This window comes from Acinetobacter sp. YWS30-1 (assembly GCF_033558715.1).
Taxonomy (GTDB): Bacteria; Pseudomonadota; Gammaproteobacteria; order Pseudomonadales; family Moraxellaceae; genus Acinetobacter.
In genome coordinates, this window is sequence record NZ_CP114606.1 from 704,615 (window position 1) to 718,540 (window position 13,926).

Consider the following 13,926-nt stretch of genomic DNA (forward strand, 5'->3'; position numbering starts at 1 on the left):
TTGAGAGACCTTTTTACATGCCTATTTCAAACCAAGATTTACGAAAAGCTGGACTGAAAGTTACCCTTCCACGAATTAAAATATTAGAACTATTAGAAAACTCTAGACGGCATCACCTTAGCGCTGAAGACATTTATAAGACTTTACTCGAACAAGGGGAAGATGTGGGTCTTGCAACTGTGTATCGTGTGTTAACACAATTTGAGGCAGCAGGGATTATCGAGCGTCATAATTTTGAAAATAATCATTCAGTTTTTGAAATTATGCAGGAAGATCACCATGATCACTTGGTTTGTCAAAATTGCAACAAAGTCGTTGAATTTACAAATGATGTGATTGAACATGAACAGCACGAAGTTGCGAAGAAATTTGGTTTTGCATTGACTGGACATTCACTTAATCTTTACGGTTATTGTGACGCGCCTGAATGTCAGGAAGCTTACCGTAAGAAATAATTTAGCTTTAGGCTGAAATAAAAACAGGCTTTATTAAAAGCCTGTTTTTTTTATGCTTTGAAAATGATCAGGTTTGACCATCAAAAGTAATATTGGAATGCGCACGTAATAAATGCTCGCCACCTTCTTCTGACAGTTTGATTTGCAGACGCAGGTCGTTTGGTGAGTCGGCGTGTTTTAGTGCATCTTTATAGCTAATCTGCTTGGCCTTATACAGGTCATATAATGCCTGGTCGAAGGTTTGCATGCCCAGTTCGCGTGAACGTTTCATCAAATCCTTGATTTCATGCACATCGCCTTTACGGATCAGATCCGCAATCAATGGTGAATTGATTAGGATTTCAATCGCTGCACGGCGGCCATTGCCATCAATGGTGGGAATTAGCTGCTGTGCCACAATGGCTTTCATGTTTAGGGACAGATCCATAAACAGCTGGCTGTGACGGTCGGCTTCGAAGAAGTGAATGATACGGTCGATGGCCTGGTTGGCGTTGTTGGCGTGCAGGGTCGCAAAAACCAGGTGACCGGTTTCCGCAAAGGCAATTGCATAGTCCATGGTTTCACGAGAACGGATTTCACCGATCAGAATCACGTCTGGTGCTTGACGCAGGGTATTTTTCAATGCGACTTCAAAGGAGTCAGTATCAATGCCGACTTCGCGTTGGGTAATGATACAACTCTTATGCTGGTGCACAAATTCGATCGGGTCTTCAATGGTAATGATATGACCTTTGGAATTTTCATTACGGTAGCCAATCAAAGAGGCGAGGGAAGTTGATTTACCGGTACCGGTTGCACCCACAAAAATAATGATACCGCGTTTAGTCATTGCCAATTCTTTTAGAATAGGCGGTAATTTCAGCTCATCCATAGTCGGAATGACGGTTTCAATACGACGCAGTACCATACCTGGCTGATCGCGTTGCTGGAATGCGCTGACACGGAAACGTGCCGATTTGTCCGGGTTGCTGATGGCGAAGTTACACTCGCGTGTGTCCGCAAATTCCTTGCGCTGCTTCTCGGTCATGATTGAGTTAAGTAGCTGTCCCACAGCTGCACCCGGTAATTTTACCGAGCCAATCGGTACAATCTGACCATTAATTTTGATAGAGGGTTCAACATCGGCTGTAATGAACAGATCCGAGGCCTTTTTCTCTACCATGTAGTTGAGTAAGCCGTTAAAGTCCATGATAAAACCCCAAAAAATTAATTATTTTTATAAGAATGATTCAGGCTGTTTTGCTGCAGTACGGGCGACTTGCGGACTGATAATGCCTTTCGATACCAGCGTTTTCAGGCTTTGATCCAGTGTGGTCATGCCATAGTTGGCACCGGTTTGAATCGCAGAGTACATCTGTGCCACTTTGTTTTCACGGATCAGGTTACGGATGGCTGGAATACCGATCATGATTTCATGTGCAGCCACACGCCCCCCCCCATTTTTCTTCAACAGGGTTTGCGAAATAACAGCTTGCAGCGATTCTGACAACATGGCACGCACCATGTCTTTTTCTTCAGCAGGGAACACGTCAATCACACGGTCAATGGTTTTTGCCGCTGAGGTGGTATGCAGGGTACCGAAGACCAAGTGACCGGTTTCCGCAGCAGTGAGTGCCAGACGGATGGTTTCAAGGTCACGCATCTCACCGACCAGAATAATATCCGGGTCTTCACGTAATGCAGAACGTAATGCTTCATTAAATCCATGCGTATCACGATGTACTTCACGCTGGTTGATCAGACATTTTTTTGATTGGTGTACAAATTCGATTGGATCTTCGACTGTCAGGATATGGTCATAGCGGTTGTCATTGATATAGTCCAGCATTGCCGCCAGCGTCGTTGATTTACCCGAACCGGTTGGTCCTGTCACCAGTACAATACCACGTGGATATTCACAGATATCTTTAAAGATCTGACCCATGCCTAGATCTTCAATAGTCAGTACTTTAGATGGAATGGTACGGAATACTGCGCCTGCACCGCGGTTCTGGTTAAATGCGTTCACACGGAAACGGGCTACGCCTGGAACTTCAAAAGAGAAGTCAGTTTCCAGATTTTCTTCATAATCACGGCGTTGCTTGTCGTTCATGATGTCGTACACCAGTTTGTGTACTTCTTTGTGTTCTAGTGCAGGCAGGTTGATGCGACGTACTTCCCCGTCCACACGAATCATGGGTGGTAAACCTGCTGATAAGTGTAAATCCGACGCACCATTTTTAGCAGAAAAGGCTAACAGTTCTGTAATATCCATAAGGTCCCCGAGTTCATTAAAATGTTATTTATTTTGCTAGAATAATAAGGCTTTCCCACAGCTTAACCAACACTTAGTTGATGAGCAAGGGAAAAAAATCCGCACGAAATGAGAACCCCATCAATGAATATGCTGCAACAGTCACGAAATCAGGTTTTAGCTCAGATCCAGTCCGCCTGCGCTCTGGCCGGGCGTGAGCCGGATTCGGTGCAACTTCTGGCCGTCTCCAAAACCCAGCCTAGCCCTGTGCTGGCAGAAATGTATCAGGCTGGTCAGCGTGCTTTTGGTGAAAACTATTTACAGGAAGCGCTGGAAAAAATCACGGCACTCAAAGACCTGGATATTGAGTGGCATTTTATCGGTCATGTGCAGCGCAACAAGACCAAACATCTGGCAGAAAACTTTGCCTGGGTGCATGGGGTGGATCGTCTGATTATTGCTGAACGTTTATCTAATCAGCGTAATGATTCTCAAGCTGCGCTTAATATCTGTCTGCAAGTCAATATTGATGGGCAGGATAGCAAGGACGGTTGTCAGCCTGAGGAAGTGGCCGATCTAGTAGCACAGATCAGTCAATTACCGAATTTGCGCTTACGTGGTTTGATGGTCATTCCTGCGCCAGAAAATACTCAGGCTTTCGCAGATACCAAAGCCTTGTTCGAAGAGGTCAAAAGCCAACATGCAAAACCTGAAGACTGGGATACTTTAAGTATGGGAATGTCTGCCGACATGACTGAGGCGATTGCAGCAGGTTCTACCATGGTACGTGTGGGAACTGCCTTGTTTGGCGCACGTCCTAAAAAAACGGACTGATTTGTACTGACAATTGAGTTTTGGGAAAGCGTTATTGCAGAGTAGTTGATAACGCTTTTTTTCTTTGGGGTTCCAGCCATTGGGCCATGAGCCAGGCAAAGGAAATTAAGCTGCACATGCTCATAAATAAGGATAAAACGGCACCCTCAAGACCATGATCAAGCGTTGCAGGAAAGCAGCCCAGAATAAAAAGCAGTAAAGGGAAATGAGTGACATAAAGTGTATAGGAGAAATTTGCAGACTGAGGCCAAACTGGTTGATATTGGCTTTGTTGATGTTGCAGCTGCACAATCCAGCAGACAAAGGCGAGCCCCATACACAGGTTAAATGGCACAAAATAATTTACACGATATAAGTCAGCCTGTTCAATGACATGAAACTGGTAAGCATCCGCACAGGCAATCATAAATGCCAGACCAAATAGGCCCAATTTAATGGGTTGTAGTCGACTTAAAAAACGCAGCTGGATCTGCCGGAATGAATTGGCAAAGGCAACTAGCCAGAGCAGGAAATAAAACAGAAACTGATAGTTCAGTAGAGAAAGCCCTAGAAGCAAGATAAAAAAGCCGATTTTAGCGATTCCAGAATCTTTTAAAAAAGGCAGAAATCCGGCCAGTACATAAAACCAGACTTCAAAGCTCAGGCTCCAGAGCGGCGCATTGGCAGATACCGTCGGTGTAATAAAGCCGTTTAGAAAGAATAAAGAACCTAAAAAATCCTGAGTATCAATGTTATAGGCAGTCCGAATCATCATGCCAAAACTGTTCTGGAACTCATGGCTATGTGAAGCAAAAAATGTAGGTGCTAGCGCATATAGAATCAGACTGAAAGCGGATGCAAACAGAAAGGGCGGTAAAATGCGCCGATAACGCTGCCGTACATACTGCCGCAGATTAAAATTTTCATGTTGTTGGATGTTGTTCTGGATCGAAGTCCCGATTAAATAGCCACTGAGCACAAAAAAGATCATCACAGCAGCCTGGCCTAATAGACGTACCCAGGAATATAGGCTCAGATCAAAAGGCGCGATAAAAGCCTGAAAACTATGACTGAATAGCACCACAATGGCACTGATACCCCGTAAGCTCTCAAGTTGTAAGCTGAAATAGGGCGAGAGCTTGTTCGGGATAGAGTTCATGCTTTAACCTATAATCTGAATGGTACTAGCACCGGCACCGACCGGTTTAACCTGAATCTGAACCGGAATCCGTTCATGCATCTCCTGTACATGTGAAATTAGCACCACTTTACGGCCCTGACTCTGCAAATGATCCAGTGCATTCATGACCATATGTAAGGAAGCCGGGTCTAAAGTACCAAAACCTTCATCAATAAATAGCGATTCTAGTTTCATTGAGCCGGAAGCCATATTGGCAATCGCCAAGGCCAGAGCCAGAGAGACCAGGAAGGTTTCACCGCCAGAGAGTGACAGGACAGGACGCACTTCGCTGTTCATATCCAGATCGATAATCGCCAGACTTAAACTGTCTGGAATCCGGTACAGCTGATAACGCGGAGCCAGGGGCTGTAATTGCTGATTGGCATATTCGACCAGAATATCCAGGTGATGTTCCTGCGCGATTTTCTGGAATTTGGTGCCTTCCTTATGGCCGATCAGGTCATAGATCCGACCCCAACGATATTCTTCAGCTTTGACCTGTTCAATCTGATGCTGGTAGCGTTGTAAGGTCGATTGGTTATTGGCATGTATTCTTAATTTGGTGGCAACCTCATTACAGGCATTTTCCTGTTCAGCTTTTTCCTGTGCCAGACTACTTAAGCGCAGTTCAACTTCTTCAAAGCTAAGTTCAGGCTTGGATTTCAAATGATGCTGATATTGTTCCTCCAGAATATCCCAAGCCGTTTTGGCATTTTCAACCGCCTGATGTTGTGCCTGTAATTGCTGGCGAATTTGCTGATGCTGTTGCAAGTCAATATTCAGGCAATGCTGGATATGCTCGGCATCAAACGCAGGATATGTATTTTGCCAGTCCTGAATAGATTGCTGGCATTGCTTGATCTGCTGTTCTAGTTGCTGAATCTGGGTGATGAAACTCTGTTTTTTCAGTTCAGCCTGTTGTAAACGCTGATCATGCTGCTGGGTCATCAGACTCTGTGCCCGTAACTGTTCATCCAACGCCTGTTGTTGTTGCTCCAAACGGTCACGCCATTCCTGTGCCTTAGGATAAATCTGTCCGGCATGGGTAAGGGTCAGGTGGTTGAGCTGTTCACGTAGCGCTTTACCCATATTCAGCGCCGTATTCATCTTTTGCTGTAACTGTGCATCATATTGCTGATGCAGGCTGAGCTGATCACGTGCCTTTTCAATCTGCTGATTTAAGCTTTGCATGTGAGTCTCTAAGGTTTTGAATTCCTGAGTCTGTTTCTGACGTTGTTGCAGTTGGTGAGATAGCTGCTGACAGCTTGATGAGGCATCAGTAATCCAGGATTTCTGCAAGGACTCAGGCAGTAGATGAAGAACTGGCTGAATCATTTGTTCTAGCTGTGAATGCTGCTGCATGCTAAAACGTAGTTGATCCAGCTGTTGCTGTTGCTGACGCCATTGTTTCCAGTCACTTTGCTGATTTTGCAGGGTCTGTGCTAGCTGCTGTTGCTCTTGTTGAAGTTGAAGCACATGCTGGCCAAGCTGTTGCTGCAAATGATCTGTACTCTGGTTTAAATCAAACAGCAAATCAAATTGCTGCAAATCCTGATTTAACTGAACCTTCTGCTGTTGTAGTGTCGTATTGAGCTGACTGCTGCGTTGCTGATGTTGCTCAATTAAGGTTTGTAGTTGAGATTGCTGGATTTGTGCTTGCTGCCATGTCTGAGTCAGTTGCTGTAGTTTTTTCTGAGCTTCCTTAAGCTGCTGGTCATGTAGCTGTTGCAAAGCATTTTCTAGCAGTTCCTGATGCTGTACAAAAGGATGCTCATGACTGCCACAGACCATACAAGGCTCATTTGGTTTCAGCTGTGCACGTAATTCCTGAACACTTTGTGCCTGTAATAAACGTTGCTGAGCCAGTACTTGTTGCAATTGTTCGAAGGCCTGTTCTGCTTCCTGACGTTGTTGCTGTAATTGAACCAGCTCAGTTTCTAGTTGCTTTAAACGATCATGATGGTTTTTTAAATCCCGGTTCAATTGTAGGTTTTCAGCTTCTAAGCCAGCCATTTGCTGTACGGTTCGCATTAAAGCTTCAAGCTTCGAATGCTGGGTACTGAGTTGCTGTTGTTGGGTCTGGAACTGTTGGATTTGCTGTTCAAGCTGGTCCAGATGAGTATAGCGCTGAGTGAGTTCCTGCAAGCTGGCAGATAAAGCCTGTTGCTGCTGTTCCAGTTCAGTCCGGCTAGATTGGAAAAGTGCCGGGTGCTGCCGCATGAATTTCTGGTGAAGTTCCTGATAGTCCCGCAGGCGTTGCAGAGTCGCCTGCGGTTCGTCATCAAAAACCGCTAAAAAGCTCTGTTGTTCTAGTTGCTTTTGAATCTGCTGGTACTGAGCCTGAACCTGTTGTAACCGTTGCTCAGTCTGCACCAGTTGATTCTGAACAGGCTGAATCTTCTGGGTTCTATAGGTCTGCTGTTCAGCTGCAAGCTGTCTGTACTGATCGCCAATCGACAGCATTTCATGATCCAGCTTGAGTCCCTGATTCAGATAAGGTTTGATCTTCTGGAACTCTTGTTCCTGCTGTTGTTGCTGTTGCTGAATATGCTGCAACTTGTGCTGTTCGCTATCACGCTGCTGCTGAACTGACATGAATTCGGCAACAAAGTTTTGCTGCTCAGTCAGTAAATGGCTACGCTGCTTTTGAAACTGATGTTGCTGGACAAACTGTTCCCGAATCTGCTGAAACTGGTCCAGTTGATCTAATAACTGTTTTTGCGGTGTCATTTTCTGTTCAGCATCCAGCTGAACCGTATAGATTTCTTTTTTGGCCTGAATTTCAGTATAGAGATAATGCTGCTGGCGATGCCATTTCAGGTCATTCTCCAGTACCTTTTCGCTCTGGTTTAGATGTTCAACCACCTGTTTTAAAGTCGTGTGTTGCTGCTGCAGAGCAGCAATATCTTCTTCAGATAACAGTTCCAGATGACCGATTAATTTTTCCAGGTCAGCACGTTTCTGCTTCACTTCACTGTGTTTTTCAAATGCTTTCTGGCTGACCAGACTGAAAATCTGAGAATTGGTCAGATATTCGAGTAAATCGGCACGTTCATTATCTTTGGCTTTTAAAAAGGCACCAACCTCAGACTGTGCTAATAGAACCGCACGGGTAAACTGCTCGAAACTCAAGCCGACCAGTTTTTCAATCAGCGGCGTGCATTCAGAAATTTTCTGGTTCAGCACCCGTTGATCATCCAGACAGGTAATGGCACGATCGACCTTTAAATTACCATCCACTTTCTGCCGGGCACGACGAATTTCCCAGCGTGCCGTATAGCGTTTCTGGTCTAAGGCAATAAACTCAAGCTCGGCAAAACCCTGTACGCAACCACGGCGCAGAATATTTTTGGAATCCTTGATCGAGACATCCTGTCCACCTGCATCTTTCAGACTACCTGTGGCACCTTTTAAACGTGGAATTTCGTTATACAGCGCCAGACACATGGCATCGAGCAGAGTAGATTTACCAGCACCGGTTTTTCCGGTAATCGCAATCAGTCCGGCATGTGCCAGAGGATTTGATTCAAAATCAATATGATGCGTACCAGCGAGAGAGGCGAGGTTATTTAGGCTCAGACGGATAATTTTCATGGCTGATCCTAAGCTTGTTGTTTTTGTGTAAGTTCATGTTGGGCTTCGACCAATAACTGCTGAAAATCCTGCTGCACCGAATGATCCTGGCTATAGCCCATTTTTTCCCAGATATTGAAAAACAGTGATTCAGGTGTTGGAGGTGCCAAGTCAATTTTAGAGCTATCAGCCTGATCTTCTGCCTGACGTTGATAAATCCGGCTGATGCGTAGCAGACGATAACGATCTGGTGGCAGTGCCTGTTCAATCTGCTGACGTAAATCTACCGGTGGCGGTGCATCGGTAGTGTATTCAATTTCCAGAAAATGTCGTGCTGCCAGATGCTCAATTTCCCCAGTCGGCAGTGCTTTTACTTTGCTGAGCAGATTTTCCAGATTTTCCCGAATTCTAAACAGCTCGACAGTACGAGGAACTTTCAGCGCTTCAAACTGAAAACGCTGTTCAGCATTTTGTTCAGGATCGATTCTGACTTCAACAACCTGATGCGAATAGTTGATCTCACTAAAGGATAGGGGAATCGGGGAGCCACTATAGCGAATATGCGGCTGACCGACTTTCTGCGGTTTATGCAGATGTCCCAGAGCGACATAGTCAATAACTTCATCAAATAGCGCCGTTGAGAGAGCCTCTTCATTGCCGACGATAATTGGACGTTCCGAATCGGAAGTTTCACCGCCTTGCATATGTGCATGTGACATAAGAATCAGTGCCTGATGTGGCTGCTTACGTGCTTTGGCTTCGGCAATCAACTGTTGGTGCAGATAGCTGATGGCATTCTGGCTATTATGGGTATGTTCATTAATACCGGTAATTTCGGCACTGCGCAAATAAGGTAGAGTTAGGCACCAGGCAATAATCTCTTGCTGCTGGTCATAAATCGGAACCAGCAAACGATCCAGATCAAGACCATTGTCCGCAGTCCGGCCGACAATACCCACCGCTTTGGCATTGAATTTAGTGAGTAAAGGCTGAACCTGTTCAATCCGGTAACCTGAATCATGGTTGCCGGCAATCATCAGGGTTTGCATATGCGGTGCCAGCTCATGAGCATCGGCAAGGAATTGATAAAGCTGTCTTTGGGCACTGGAAGCGGGATTGATGACATCAAAAATATCACCGGCAATCAGTAGGGCATGTGGTTGTTTTTCCTTGATTTGTTCAAGGAGCCAATTCAGGAATTGTGCATGTTCAAATTCACGGTCATGGTTATGGAAAAACTGTCCCAAATGCCAATCAGAAGTATGTAGAAAATGAACTGCCATGTATACTCACCTTTATTTTTGCCTTCCTACTATAGAAAAAAGCCCAGCTAAAAATCTACTTGAAAAAAATATTTTGATCTATTTCATTGCTACACATCATTAAAACTATTTTCAGCGTAGTTTTGAATATTAGAATAATATCTATGAAATCAATAAAATATGATGTTTATATATAAAGTATTGAATACAGCGTTTTTATTTTAAATTTTACTTCAGGCATTTTTCATAGCATCTGGGTAGCAGAACCAATATTTTTTATAAAAATTGCTAAAAACAGACTTGAAAAAATGCAGCCGATCATTATTTTATGCTGCATAAGAAGCTGATAAAAATTTGCAGGCGAATTGCTAAAAACGGTTCGTCCAAAAAATAAAAACCGACGATTCGAGTGATGATGAAATCGTCGGTCAAAGATTTGTGTATAGTGAAAATTTTGGCTGCTATTCAAAATTTTCTAAAACACTGGACTTATTGCTTTAGCAAAGAGAACGAAAATTTGTGGATGCCAGTCCAAATTTCCGAACCTTGTACCCTATATAACGTCAGCATCTCACTTTAGGTTGACAATAAAATGAAAAAAAAATTAATTTTTTTTATACTAGTTGATTAATCGTCCTTGAGTCCTGCTAATGGTGTCTCTAACTCGCTATTTTCTCTGGTTTTTCTTCCTATGCTTTATTTTTACCTGCATTTGCGGGGTTGTGGCGGCATTAATGCCGACTGGCATGGGTGCAGTATTAACCATTGTGCCTTATCTGGTAGCGATGATCTGGGTACTGTTTAAATTTTTAAAAAAGGAACAACGGGCGCCAACCCAAGCGGAGCGTAAAAAATTCACCTTGGGATTTAGCCTGATTTATTGGGGCTATAACCTGGCATTTTTAATTTTAGGGATTGCCATTGCGACGCGTTCCAATCCGAATGCCTGGCAGGACTTTTTACTATATCTGCAACAGCCACAATTTATGAGCATCGTCGTGATCATGTTCCTGCTCATCGCGATTCCGCTCTATCTGCTGACCTACTGGTTTTATGGCAAACAGGCACAGCGTATGGCAGCAAAAATGTTTGGCTAGGATTTCAACTCTTTATATCAAAATCGTTGAGATTAAATTCAAGATGCTAAATCAGGCTATATAGAAAATTAGAAGTTTTCTGTATGGCATGATGAGACAATTTTGCATTCATCGACCCATATCACTTTCCCGAATATTCTGATTCATAAGTGACGTATAATTTGAGCAATACAATAATAATGGCACAGAATAACCATGTATAAACCTATAGTCCTCATGACAGGCGCCAGCGGTTTTATTGGCAGCCATCTGGTGAAATTTTTACTGGCTCGTGATTATGCCGTGATCGGCCTGACCCGACAGAAAAAATTGCGAGAAGAACATCCTGATTTTCACTGGATTAATGATCTGGAAGAACTGAAAAACCATCAAATTGACTATGTAATTAATCTGGCCGGTGAGAGCATTGGTCAGGGCCGCTGGACAGTCGCACGCAAAAAGAAATTGCTGGACAGTCGGCTAAATACCACCAGGCAGTTATATGACTATCTAGAGAAAAATCAGATTAAGCCCAAACGTATTATTTCGACTTCAGCGGTCGGCTACTATGGAATCGATCCGCAAGAACACTGGGAGACGGTGTGTACTGAACAAAGTCCACCACAATCCATTTTTATGTCAGAACTGTGTGAGAAATGGGAAAAACTGGCCTTGTCCTATACCGGGCAGGACACCAAAATTGTTCGCTTTGCTGTGGTGTTTGGTCAAGGAGGCGGGATTCTTCCGCAGATGTTATTGCCAATTAAGCTGAATATATTTGGCCGGATTGGTCATGGGCGTCAGCCGGTGACCTGGGTACATCTACAGGATGTCATGCGGGCGATCGAATTTCTGATGCAGCAGCCGACCCAGCAACAGGTATTTAATGTGGTTGCTCCGGAAAAAGTCAGTCAGGCGCAATTTGTCCGGATCGCAGCACAGGTGCTGAAGCGTAAACCTTTATTACCGTTACCAGCTTGCAGTATGAAAATGATGCTAGGTGAACAGTCACAACTGATTCTGAATGGTCAATATGTCCAGCCCAAAGCTTTGCAGGAAGCCGGATTTGAATTTAGCTATCCGACCCTGAAAGAAGCCTTGATTGAAATTTTAAACCGTTAAAGAGTGCGGCTGTAAACGCTGTACCGGACTATAAGGCTGTGGATCTACGATGGTCGGTTGTTCCAGGATTAACTGAGACAGCAATTTTCCAGAAGCAGCACCCATACATAAGCCATTACGGAACTGGCCAAAATTGGTCCAGAGATTGTTCAGATGCGGAATTTTGCCGATATAGGGAATGCCATCCGGGGAGCTTGGTCGTAGACCAGCCCACTGTTTCACAATTGGGAAATCAGCCAGCTCCGGTACCATTTCCAGGCAGGCTTCCAAAATATCCTGACGGATTTCAGCAGAAGGCGAAGTATCAAAACCGACCTGACGCATGCTGGAACCACACAGTACATGACCATCACGACGTGGAATCAGATACATGACCTTGTTCATGCACATGGTTGGTAGCCAGTTTTCTGGTGTTTTAAAGAGCAACATCTGGCCTTGAACCGGATGAACTGGAATGTCCAGACCGAGCTGTTCAGACCAGCGTGCAGACCATGCACCGGTGGCAATGACGAACTGATCTGCTTTAAAGCTCAGGCCATTTTTAGTGGAAACACTGTGTACATGATCTTGCTGGATATTTAGCTGACTAATATTGCAATGCTCTTGCCAAGTGACACGCGGATGCTGTTTAAGGTAAGCAATAATGGACTGTAACAGTCGCGGATTGCGGATATTGGAAAGTTCTGGAAAATAGATCGCCTGTTTAAATTTCGGATCTACTTTGGAATTGATTTGCTGGATTTGAGGCTGATTCAGATATTCGGCATGTTGCTGTGGATCCTGATATTGCTCGGCATAGCGCAGTCCAATTTCAAAATCCGTTTCATCAAAAATCAGCATACCGGTTTCATGAATCTGGAAATCAATCCCGGTGATCGGTTGCAGTTTCTGGTTCCAGGCTTGATACAGCGGTTTGGCATGGCGGGCGAGGGCATTGACGGCATCGGGATAACGCCAGGGATACATCGGGGAGAGGATACCACCTCCGGCCCAAGAGGCTGCCTGTCCAGCCGCTTGTTGATCAAAAATCGTAATGGAACATCCCTGTTCAAGCAATTCCAGAGCTGACATCAAACCGGTGATGCCCGCTCCGATAATGGCGATATGCATTGCGCCAAGGTCCTTCTATTTTATTTCATGTCTTTCAGTTTGAGCGCCGCTTCTTCCGCGAAGTAAGTCCAGATACCATCTGCGCCGGCACGACGGCAGCACATCAGGGACTCTAGAATTACACTATCAGATAACCAGCCATTCTGAATTGCAGCAGCCAGCATGGCATATTCACCACTAACCTGATAAATAAAGGTGGGTATACCGAAGGTATCTTTGACTTCACGAACCACATCCAGATACGGCATTCCCGGTTTAACAATCACCATATCTGCACCTTCTTGGATATCCAGTGCAATTTCATGCAATGCTTCGGCACGGTTAGCGAAATCCATTTGGTAATTGTATTTATTGCCGCCTTTCAGGTTGCTGGCAGAACCAACCGCATCACGGAATGGACCGTAGAAACTAGACGCATATTTGGCTGAATAAGCCATAATAGAGGTATAGATATGGCCATTCTGTTCAAAGGCCTGACGAATTGCGCCGATGCGGCCATCCATCATGTCACTTGGCGCGACAATATCAGCACCGGCTTCGGCATGGCTTAAAGTCTGCTTGATCAGTGCTTCAACCGTTTCATCATTCAGCACGTAACCGGTTTCATCAATGATGCCATCCTGGCCATGCGTGGTATAAGGGTCTAGCGCGCCATCAGTGATCAGTACCATTTCCGGTAATTCTTTTTTCAGCAGGCGAACGGTCTTCTGTACCAAGCCATCTTCATGCCAAGCGGCTTCTGCAGTCAGGCTTTTATCTTCTTGGGGTGTAACCGGGAACAGCGCCAGCTTATTGACACCTAGTTCGAGCAAACGTTCTGATTTTTTTAACAACAAGTCAGCAGACAAACGCTGCACATTTGGCATACTTGGAATGTCTTGGGTCTGATTTTGTCCCGAAAGCACAAATACTGGATAAATCAAGTGATCAGCACTGAGATGGGTTTCACGTACCATAGAACGTAAATGCTCATTTTTACGAATACGACGCATGCGAGTTGCAGGAAACGCGGGACGATTGAACGTATAGGTCATAAAAATCTCAGTAATCAGTATTAAACTAGGCCCCTATTGTAACCCTATCTGAATTTTTTGGGCATAAA

Annotated in this window: 11 protein-coding genes; 4 read left to right on the forward strand and 7 right to left on the reverse strand. The window is 44.6% G+C overall.

What is annotated here, in order from left to right:
• Window positions 1-17 precede the first annotated feature (17 nt).
• Window positions 18-455 carry a ferric iron uptake transcriptional regulator gene (gene fur / locus O4M77_RS03285; RefSeq protein WP_004783237.1) on the forward strand — a complete coding sequence of 146 codons (438 nt, stop codon included), beginning with the start codon at window positions 18-20 and terminating at the stop codon, window positions 453-455.
• A 67-nt stretch (window positions 456-522) separates the two neighbouring features.
• Here fur and O4M77_RS03290 read toward each other — a convergent pair whose 3' ends face one another.
• Window positions 523-1,644 carry a PilT/PilU family type 4a pilus ATPase gene (locus O4M77_RS03290; RefSeq protein WP_323713816.1) on the reverse strand — a complete coding sequence of 374 codons (1,122 nt, stop codon included), beginning with the start codon at window positions 1,642-1,644 and terminating at the stop codon, window positions 523-525.
• A 27-nt stretch (window positions 1,645-1,671) separates the two neighbouring features.
• A complete protein-coding gene (locus tag O4M77_RS03295; protein WP_004783232.1) occupies window positions 1,672-2,709 on the reverse strand; it encodes a type IV pilus twitching motility protein PilT in 1,038 nt (345 codons plus the stop codon).
• A 123-nt stretch (window positions 2,710-2,832) separates the two neighbouring features.
• Here O4M77_RS03295 and O4M77_RS03300 point away from each other — a divergent pair, with 123 nt between their 5' ends.
• The gene (locus tag O4M77_RS03300; RefSeq protein ID WP_323713817.1) at window positions 2,833-3,522 is read left to right on the forward strand and encodes a YggS family pyridoxal phosphate-dependent enzyme; all 690 of its coding nucleotides are present in this window, start codon (window positions 2,833-2,835) and stop codon (window positions 3,520-3,522) included.
• 31 nt (window positions 3,523-3,553) lie between these two features.
• Here the strand turns inward: O4M77_RS03300 and O4M77_RS03305 are convergent, their stop codons facing one another.
• From O4M77_RS03305 to O4M77_RS03315, 3 genes are read right to left on the reverse strand one after another with little or no spacing between them, the layout of a single operon-like run.
• Window positions 3,554-4,660, reverse strand: coding sequence for an acyltransferase family protein (locus O4M77_RS03305; protein WP_323713818.1), 1,107 nt, complete (start codon window positions 4,658-4,660; stop codon window positions 3,554-3,556).
• A gap of 3 nt (window positions 4,661-4,663) precedes the next feature.
• A complete protein-coding gene (locus O4M77_RS03310) occupies window positions 4,664-8,275 on the reverse strand; it encodes an AAA family ATPase (RefSeq protein ID WP_323713819.1) in 3,612 nt (1,203 codons plus the stop codon).
• Window positions 8,276-8,283: 8 nt separating this feature from the next.
• Complete coding sequence (locus tag O4M77_RS03315) at window positions 8,284-9,537, reverse strand: exonuclease SbcCD subunit D (RefSeq protein WP_323713820.1); 1,254 nt, start codon at window positions 9,535-9,537, stop codon at window positions 8,284-8,286.
• A 629-nt stretch (window positions 9,538-10,166) separates the two neighbouring features.
• Between O4M77_RS03315 and O4M77_RS03320 the strand changes: the two genes are divergently transcribed.
• Entirely contained in the window at window positions 10,167-10,613 is a 447-nt protein-coding gene (locus O4M77_RS03320; protein WP_125279465.1) for an ABZJ_00895 family protein, read from the forward strand.
• Between the two features lie 195 nt (window positions 10,614-10,808).
• The gene (locus O4M77_RS03325; protein WP_323713821.1) at window positions 10,809-11,714 is read left to right on the forward strand and encodes a TIGR01777 family oxidoreductase; all 906 of its coding nucleotides are present in this window, start codon (window positions 10,809-10,811) and stop codon (window positions 11,712-11,714) included.
• On the opposite strand, the gene thiO is transcribed toward O4M77_RS03325, so the two are convergent.
• Together thiO and hemB are read right to left on the reverse strand one after the other, a co-directional pair.
• On the reverse strand, window positions 11,703-12,824 hold the full coding sequence (gene thiO / locus O4M77_RS03330) for a glycine oxidase ThiO (RefSeq protein ID WP_313661269.1): 1,122 nt from the start codon (window positions 12,822-12,824) through the stop codon (window positions 11,703-11,705). The genes O4M77_RS03325 and thiO overlap by 12 nt on opposite strands.
• A 20-nt stretch (window positions 12,825-12,844) precedes the next feature.
• A complete protein-coding gene (gene hemB / locus O4M77_RS03335) occupies window positions 12,845-13,858 on the reverse strand; it encodes a porphobilinogen synthase (RefSeq protein WP_261634960.1) in 1,014 nt (337 codons plus the stop codon).
• Window positions 13,859-13,926: the final 68 nt, after the last annotated feature.

Coding starts and splice junctions, on each gene's coding strand:
- O4M77_RS03290 (WP_323713816.1), bottom strand. CDS start 1,644: ATGGACTTTAACGGCTTACTCAACTACATGGTAGAGAAAAAGGCCTCG.
- O4M77_RS03310 (WP_323713819.1), bottom strand. CDS start 8,275: ATGAAAATTATCCGTCTGAGCCTAAATAACCTCGCCTCTCTCGCTGGT.
- O4M77_RS03315 (WP_323713820.1), bottom strand. CDS start 9,537: ATGGCAGTTCATTTTCTACATACTTCTGATTGGCATTTGGGACAGTTT.
- O4M77_RS03320 (WP_125279465.1), top strand. CDS start 10,167: ATGGTGTCTCTAACTCGCTATTTTCTCTGGTTTTTCTTCCTATGCTTT.
- O4M77_RS03300 (WP_323713817.1), top strand. CDS start 2,833: ATGAATATGCTGCAACAGTCACGAAATCAGGTTTTAGCTCAGATCCAG.
- O4M77_RS03305 (WP_323713818.1), bottom strand. CDS start 4,660: ATGAACTCTATCCCGAACAAGCTCTCGCCCTATTTCAGCTTACAACTT.
- fur (WP_004783237.1), top strand. CDS start 18: ATGCCTATTTCAAACCAAGATTTACGAAAAGCTGGACTGAAAGTTACC.
- O4M77_RS03295 (WP_004783232.1), bottom strand. CDS start 2,709: ATGGATATTACAGAACTGTTAGCCTTTTCTGCTAAAAATGGTGCGTCG.
- O4M77_RS03325 (WP_323713821.1), top strand. CDS start 10,809: ATGTATAAACCTATAGTCCTCATGACAGGCGCCAGCGGTTTTATTGGC.
- thiO (WP_313661269.1), bottom strand. CDS start 12,824: ATGCATATCGCCATTATCGGAGCGGGCATCACCGGTTTGATGTCAGCT.
- hemB (WP_261634960.1), bottom strand. CDS start 13,858: ATGACCTATACGTTCAATCGTCCCGCGTTTCCTGCAACTCGCATGCGT.